Origin of the sequence: Nocardia carnea, from assembly GCF_029869215.1 — a bacterium.
Taxonomy (GTDB): domain Bacteria; phylum Actinomycetota; class Actinomycetes; order Mycobacteriales; family Mycobacteriaceae; genus Nocardia; species Nocardia carnea_B.
Window position 1 is genome coordinate 1 of the sequence record NZ_JARWPM010000173.1, and the last position, 4,903, is coordinate 4,903.

Here is a 4,903-nt window from a genome sequence, read left to right on the forward strand (position 1 = left end):
ACACGAAGGGGGTCAGCGTCGAGGCGTCGAGCACGACCTCTTTGTCGAATACCGCATCCTCGTCGGTGTAGAAGGTGCGCCAGTGCTCCACCTCCGCATCCCAGGCGGCCCCGGACGGCGCTGCCGGCCGGCCACCCGCCGCGGGCGCGGAAATACCGAATCAGAAGGTCGCCGGCGGAAACCCGGCACGAGGAGGCGATATGGCATCGACGACCGGTGACGATCCGGCACCCCGTTCCGGGCGGCCGCTGCCGCTGCTGTCCCTGGACACCGCATTCTTCTGGACCTCCGGCGCCGACGGGCACTTGCGGATCCAGGAGTGCCGGGCGTGTTCGGCGCTGATCCATCCGCCGCAGCCGATCTGCCGCTACTGCCGGAGTCGTGACCTGGGCCCACGTGTGGTGTCGGGACTGGCGACCCTGGCCGCCTTCACGATCAACCACCGTTTCGCGCTGCCGGGCCTGCCACCGCCGTACGTGGTGGCGACGGTGGCGCTGGAGGACGATCCGCGGGTCCGGCTCACCACCAATATCGTCGACTGCGATCCGGACGACCTCGTGCTCGGAATGCGACTCGAGGTGCTGTTCCAGCAGGACGGCGATGTATGGCTGCCGCTGTTCCGTCCGGTCGCGGAGCAGCCGGAACCGGCGCCGCTACCGGTGGACGAGATCGCACCCGCCGAATTCGGGCAGCGGGTGGCACCGATGCTGCGCCGCACGAAATTCGAGGACAGTGTCGTACTCACCGGTATCGGGATGTCGGATATCGGGCGGCGGCTGATGCGGCCGCCGCTGGAACTCACGGTGGACGCCTGCGAGCGCGCGGTCGCCGATGCCGGGCTCGCGCTCGACGATATCGACGGCCTGTCCTCGTATCCGGGCGGCGGCAACCTCGGCGGTTTCGGCGAAGGCGGCGTGACCGCACTGGAAGCGGCGCTGGGTATCCGGCCCACCTGGCACAACGGCGGTATCGAAACCTTCGGGCCCGGCGGGTCGGTGATCGCGGCCATGCTCGCCGTGCACGCCGGGCTCGCCAGGCATGTGCTGTGCTTCCGGACGGTGTGGGAAGCCACCTTCAACGAGCTGATGAAGCGCGGCACGATCGAGGTGGCCGGGGGTGGCCGCACCGGCAGCTGGCTGCATCCGTTCGGCTCCACCTCGGCCGCGCATACGCTCGCGCAGAAGGCGCAGCGGCATTTCCACGACTACGGCACCACCCGCGAAACGCTGGGCTGGATCGCCCTGAACCAGCGCGCGAACGCGGAGCTGAACCCGAGCGCGGTCTATCGCGACCCGATGACCATGGACGACTACCTGAACGCACGCCCCATCACCACACCGTTCGGTCTCTACGACTGCGACGTGCCGTGCGACGGCGCGATCGCGGTGATCGTTTCGGCTCGCGACGCCGCGGCCGACCTGCCGGTGCCCGGGATCGAGGTGGAAGCCGTGGGCACCCAGATCGTCGAACGCATCGAATGGGATCAGAGCACGCTCACCCACGAACCGCAGGTGCTCGGCCCCGCCGCCCACCTGTGGACCCGCACCGATCTGCGGCCCGACGATGTGGATGTGGCGCAGCTCTACGACGGTTTCACCATCAACTGCCTGTCCTGGATCGAGGCTCTGGGCTTCTGCAAGATCGGTGAGGCCAAGGATTTCCTCGACGGCGGGAAGAACATCGCGCGCGACGGGATCCTGCCGCTGAACACCCACGGCGGACAGCTCTCGCACGGGCGCACCCACGGAATGGGGTTGCTGCACGAGGCGATCGTGCAGTTGCGCGGAGCGGCGGGCGAACGCCAGGTCCGGGACGCGAAGGTCGCGGTGGTCTCCAGCGGCGGGTTGACCCCGGGCGGAGCGATGCTGCTGCGGAGTCCATCCTGATGGGCGAACTATCACCGTACTTTCCGGCACCGGCAGCGTGGAGTGCTTCATGACGGTGATCGATTCCGAGCTGGCCCCCACCGCTTCGACCGGCCCGTTGCCGGTGGTCGCGGAAGTTCCGGAGGTCGAGGGGATCCCGGCCTCCGGGTTGTTGGCCGAGGCGTCCGCACCACGTGCGGTGGTGGTCGCGCTGCACGGGGGTGCGGTCGATTCCCGGTACTTCGACTGCCCGGGCCATCCGGACTTCTCGCTCATGCGCACCGCGCGGCGACTCGGCTACACCGTGCTGGCCCTGGACCGGCCCGGGTTCCGGAGTTCCGGGCCCTACGCCGACGAGCTCGCGGATCCGCAGCGGCGGGTGGATCTGATGTACGGCGCGATCGACGCGCTGCTGGACGGATTGCCGCGCGGCGGCGGCGTTTTCCTGCTCGCGCATTCCGCGGGCTGCGAACTGGCCGTCCGGATGGCGGCCGACGATCGGGGCGCCGACCTGCTCGGGCTGGAACTGGCAGGAACCGGGCGGCAGCATCAGCCGGTGGCGCATGAGCTGCTCTGGGGCGCGAACCGCGACCCGGGGAAGCGACCCGCCGGAGTCGGGAAACTGATCTGGAGTCCGAACAGGCTCTACCCCGAGGATGTCCGCGGCGGCGCCACCGTGGCCGCGCGCGGGTCCGCGATCGAAGCGAAAGCCCTGCACGAGTGGGCCGCACGGGATTTCCTCGGCCTCGCACCGCGGATCCGGATCCCGGTGCGCTACAGCCTCGGCGAGCACGAACGGGTGTGGCGCAACGACCCCGCGGAAATGACCGCGGTGGGTACCCTGTTCACCGCGGCTCCCCGGGTGGTGGTCCACCGGCAGCCCAATACCGGGCACAACATCAGCCTCGGGTATACGGCGCCGGCCTATCACCTGGGCGTGCTGGCCTTCGCCGAGGAATGCCGCCTCGCCCGGCAGGCCGGCGAATTCTCCGGTCCCACCCTGCAATTCGACGGCGGCGCCGCGGCGCCGGAAAGGTAACCCATGGACATCACCGATATCGCACTGTTGCTGCTGCGTCTGGTCGTGGGAGCAACCATGATCGCGCACGGCGTGAACCACTGGATCGGGGGCGGCAAGATCGCCGGCACCGGGCGCTGGTTCAGCAGCCTCGGGCTGCGCAACGGCGTGCTGCAGGCCTGGCTGAGCGTGATCACCGAAATCGGCGCGGGTGTGCTGCTGGTGCTCGGGCTGCTCACCCCGCTGGCCGCCGCGGCGGTGATCTCGGTGATGCTCGTGGCCGCCCTGCTGGCACACCGCAAGAACGGGTTCTTCGTGATGAAGGACGGCTACGAATACGTCCTGGTGCTCGGCGTGGTCTGCGTAGCCATCGGCATCCTCGGACCGGGATGGCTGTCGGTGGATCACGCCGCCGGTATCGAGATCACCGGCTGGGCCGGCGGCCTCATCGCGTTGCTCGCCGGAATCCTCGCGACAGCCGCGCTGCTGGCCGTGTTCTGGCGGCCCGGACAAACGGATTCGGCGAACGCCGGCTCCTGATCTGCTCGAAGGGAAATTCCTATGCGCGTCGGATTCATCGGACTGGGTAGCCAGGGCGGGCCGATGGCCCGCCGGATCGTCGAAGGGGGCTACCCCACCACCCTGTGGGCGCGCCGCACCGCCTCGGTCGAACCGTATGCCGGCACCGCGGCGAAAATCGCCGACAGCCCGGCCGCGCTGGCCGCCGACAGCGACCTGGTGTGCCTGTGCGTCGTCGGTGACGCGGATGTCCGGGAAGTGCTGGAACGCGCGGACGGTATCTTCGCCGGCTTCGCCGCGTCCGCGGCCGGGCGCACCGAGCGGCCCGTGATCGCGATCCACAGCACCGTCCATCCGGACACCTGCCGCGACCTCGCCGGAAAAGCCGCGGAACACGGTGTCGCACTGATCGACGCACCGGTGAGCGGCGGCGCACCGGCTGTCGAGGCAGGCCGGTTGCTGGTGATGGCCGGCGGTGACGCGGACGTCCTCGCCCGCTGCCTGCCGGTGTTCGATACCTACGCGAACCCGGTGGTACACCTCGGTGATGTCGGCGCCGGGCAGACCACCAAACTGCTGAACAATCTGCTCTTCACCGCGCATATGGCCACCGCCGTGAGCACACTGGAACTCGGCGCACAGCTCGGGGTGAGCCCGCAGCGGCTCGGCGAAGTCATCGGCAACGGCAGCGGGAACAGTTTCGCGCTGGGCCGCATCCTGGCCGGCGGCGGATCACTGGATCAGATCGCGAAGCACGCCGGGGATCTGCTGCGCAAGGACGTCCGGCTGATCAGCGAACTGGCCGCGGCCGCCGGTGCCACGCCCGGGGCGGTGCTCGACACTGCCGACGCCACCCTCGCCCTCATGGGCAAACCGCGCTGAGCCGATCGGGTCACCGCCAGGCCACAAGACCCCGTCCACCTCTCCGGCCACTGCCCCGTCCGCGGCCAGGTCACAGGATCCTGACCGCCGCCAGGCCACAGGATCCCGACCGCCGTCCAGCCACACCACCCCATCCGCCGCCAGGCCACAGCACCCCATCCACCGACCGGTGAGCTGGTTTCCGCCGCCGGACCGGTGACAGGGCGCCTCGCCGTCCCGGACCGCGGGCCGCAGAGCCGCAGGGCCGGGGAGTTCCGAGGCCTCTCCGGTGCGCCGGGAAATACCACCGCTCATCATCGAAGGAGAAACAGTGCGTATCGGATTCGTCGGCGCCGGCCGGATGGGTCTCCCCATGATCCGGCGTCTCGTCGCGGCCGGGCACAGTGTGCGGGCGGTCGGGCGTAACCCCGCCGCCCGCGAAGCGATAAGCGGTGCCGGCGCTACCGCCGTGGGGGGGGGGGGGGGGGGGGCGGGGGGCCCCCCCCGCGCGCGGGGGGGGGGGGTGGGGGCCGCCCGCCCCCCCCGGGGGGCCCCCCGCCCCCCCGGCCCGGGGGGGGGCGGCGCCGCGCCCCCCGGGGGGGGGGGGGGGCGCCCCCGCGGGCCACCGACCGGCCGGATT

At 70.7% G+C, this 4,903-nt stretch carries 5 protein-coding genes and 1 pseudogene; 5 read left to right on the top strand and 1 reads right to left on the bottom strand.

Translation table 11 applies throughout. The features are described 5' to 3' along the window. Window positions 1–154 (bottom strand): aconitase family protein (locus QH276_RS35360; RefSeq protein ID WP_432278789.1); only part of this gene is annotated, 154 nt, incomplete at its 3' end. Window positions 155–200: 46 nt separating this feature from the next. Between QH276_RS35360 and QH276_RS11730 the strand changes: the two genes are divergently transcribed. From QH276_RS11730 to QH276_RS11750, 5 genes and pseudogenes are all read left to right on the top strand, one after another. After that, window positions 201–1,886, top strand: a complete 1,686-nt coding sequence (locus QH276_RS11730) for a thiolase C-terminal domain-containing protein (RefSeq protein WP_280402461.1) — start codon at window positions 201–203, stop codon at window positions 1,884–1,886. 49 nt (window positions 1,887–1,935) lie between these two features. Continuing rightward, on the top strand, window positions 1,936–2,904 hold the full coding sequence (locus QH276_RS11735) for an alpha/beta hydrolase (protein ID WP_280402460.1): 969 nt from the start codon (window positions 1,936–1,938) through the stop codon (window positions 2,902–2,904). 3 nt (window positions 2,905–2,907) lie between these two features. Continuing rightward, the gene (locus QH276_RS11740) at window positions 2,908–3,423 is read left to right on the top strand and encodes a DoxX family protein (RefSeq protein ID WP_280402459.1); all 516 of its coding nucleotides are present in this window, start codon (window positions 2,908–2,910) and stop codon (window positions 3,421–3,423) included. Between the two features lie 21 nt (window positions 3,424–3,444). Then, window positions 3,445–4,284 (top strand): NAD(P)-dependent oxidoreductase, encoded by an 840-nt coding sequence (locus QH276_RS11745; protein WP_280402458.1) that lies wholly within the window; start codon window positions 3,445–3,447, stop codon window positions 4,282–4,284. Between the two features lie 310 nt (window positions 4,285–4,594). Then, window positions 4,595–4,735: pseudogene (locus tag QH276_RS11750) on the top strand (NAD(P)-binding domain-containing protein); the annotation flags it as partial. Between the last annotated feature and the right edge of the window lie 168 nt (window positions 4,736–4,903).

Coding starts and splice junctions, on each gene's coding strand:
- QH276_RS11730 (WP_280402461.1), top strand. CDS start 201: ATGGCATCGACGACCGGTGACGATCCGGCACCCCGTTCCGGGCGGCCG.
- QH276_RS11745 (WP_280402458.1), top strand. CDS start 3,445: ATGCGCGTCGGATTCATCGGACTGGGTAGCCAGGGCGGGCCGATGGCC.
- QH276_RS11740 (WP_280402459.1), top strand. CDS start 2,908: ATGGACATCACCGATATCGCACTGTTGCTGCTGCGTCTGGTCGTGGGA.
- QH276_RS11735 (WP_280402460.1), top strand. CDS start 1,936: ATGACGGTGATCGATTCCGAGCTGGCCCCCACCGCTTCGACCGGCCCG.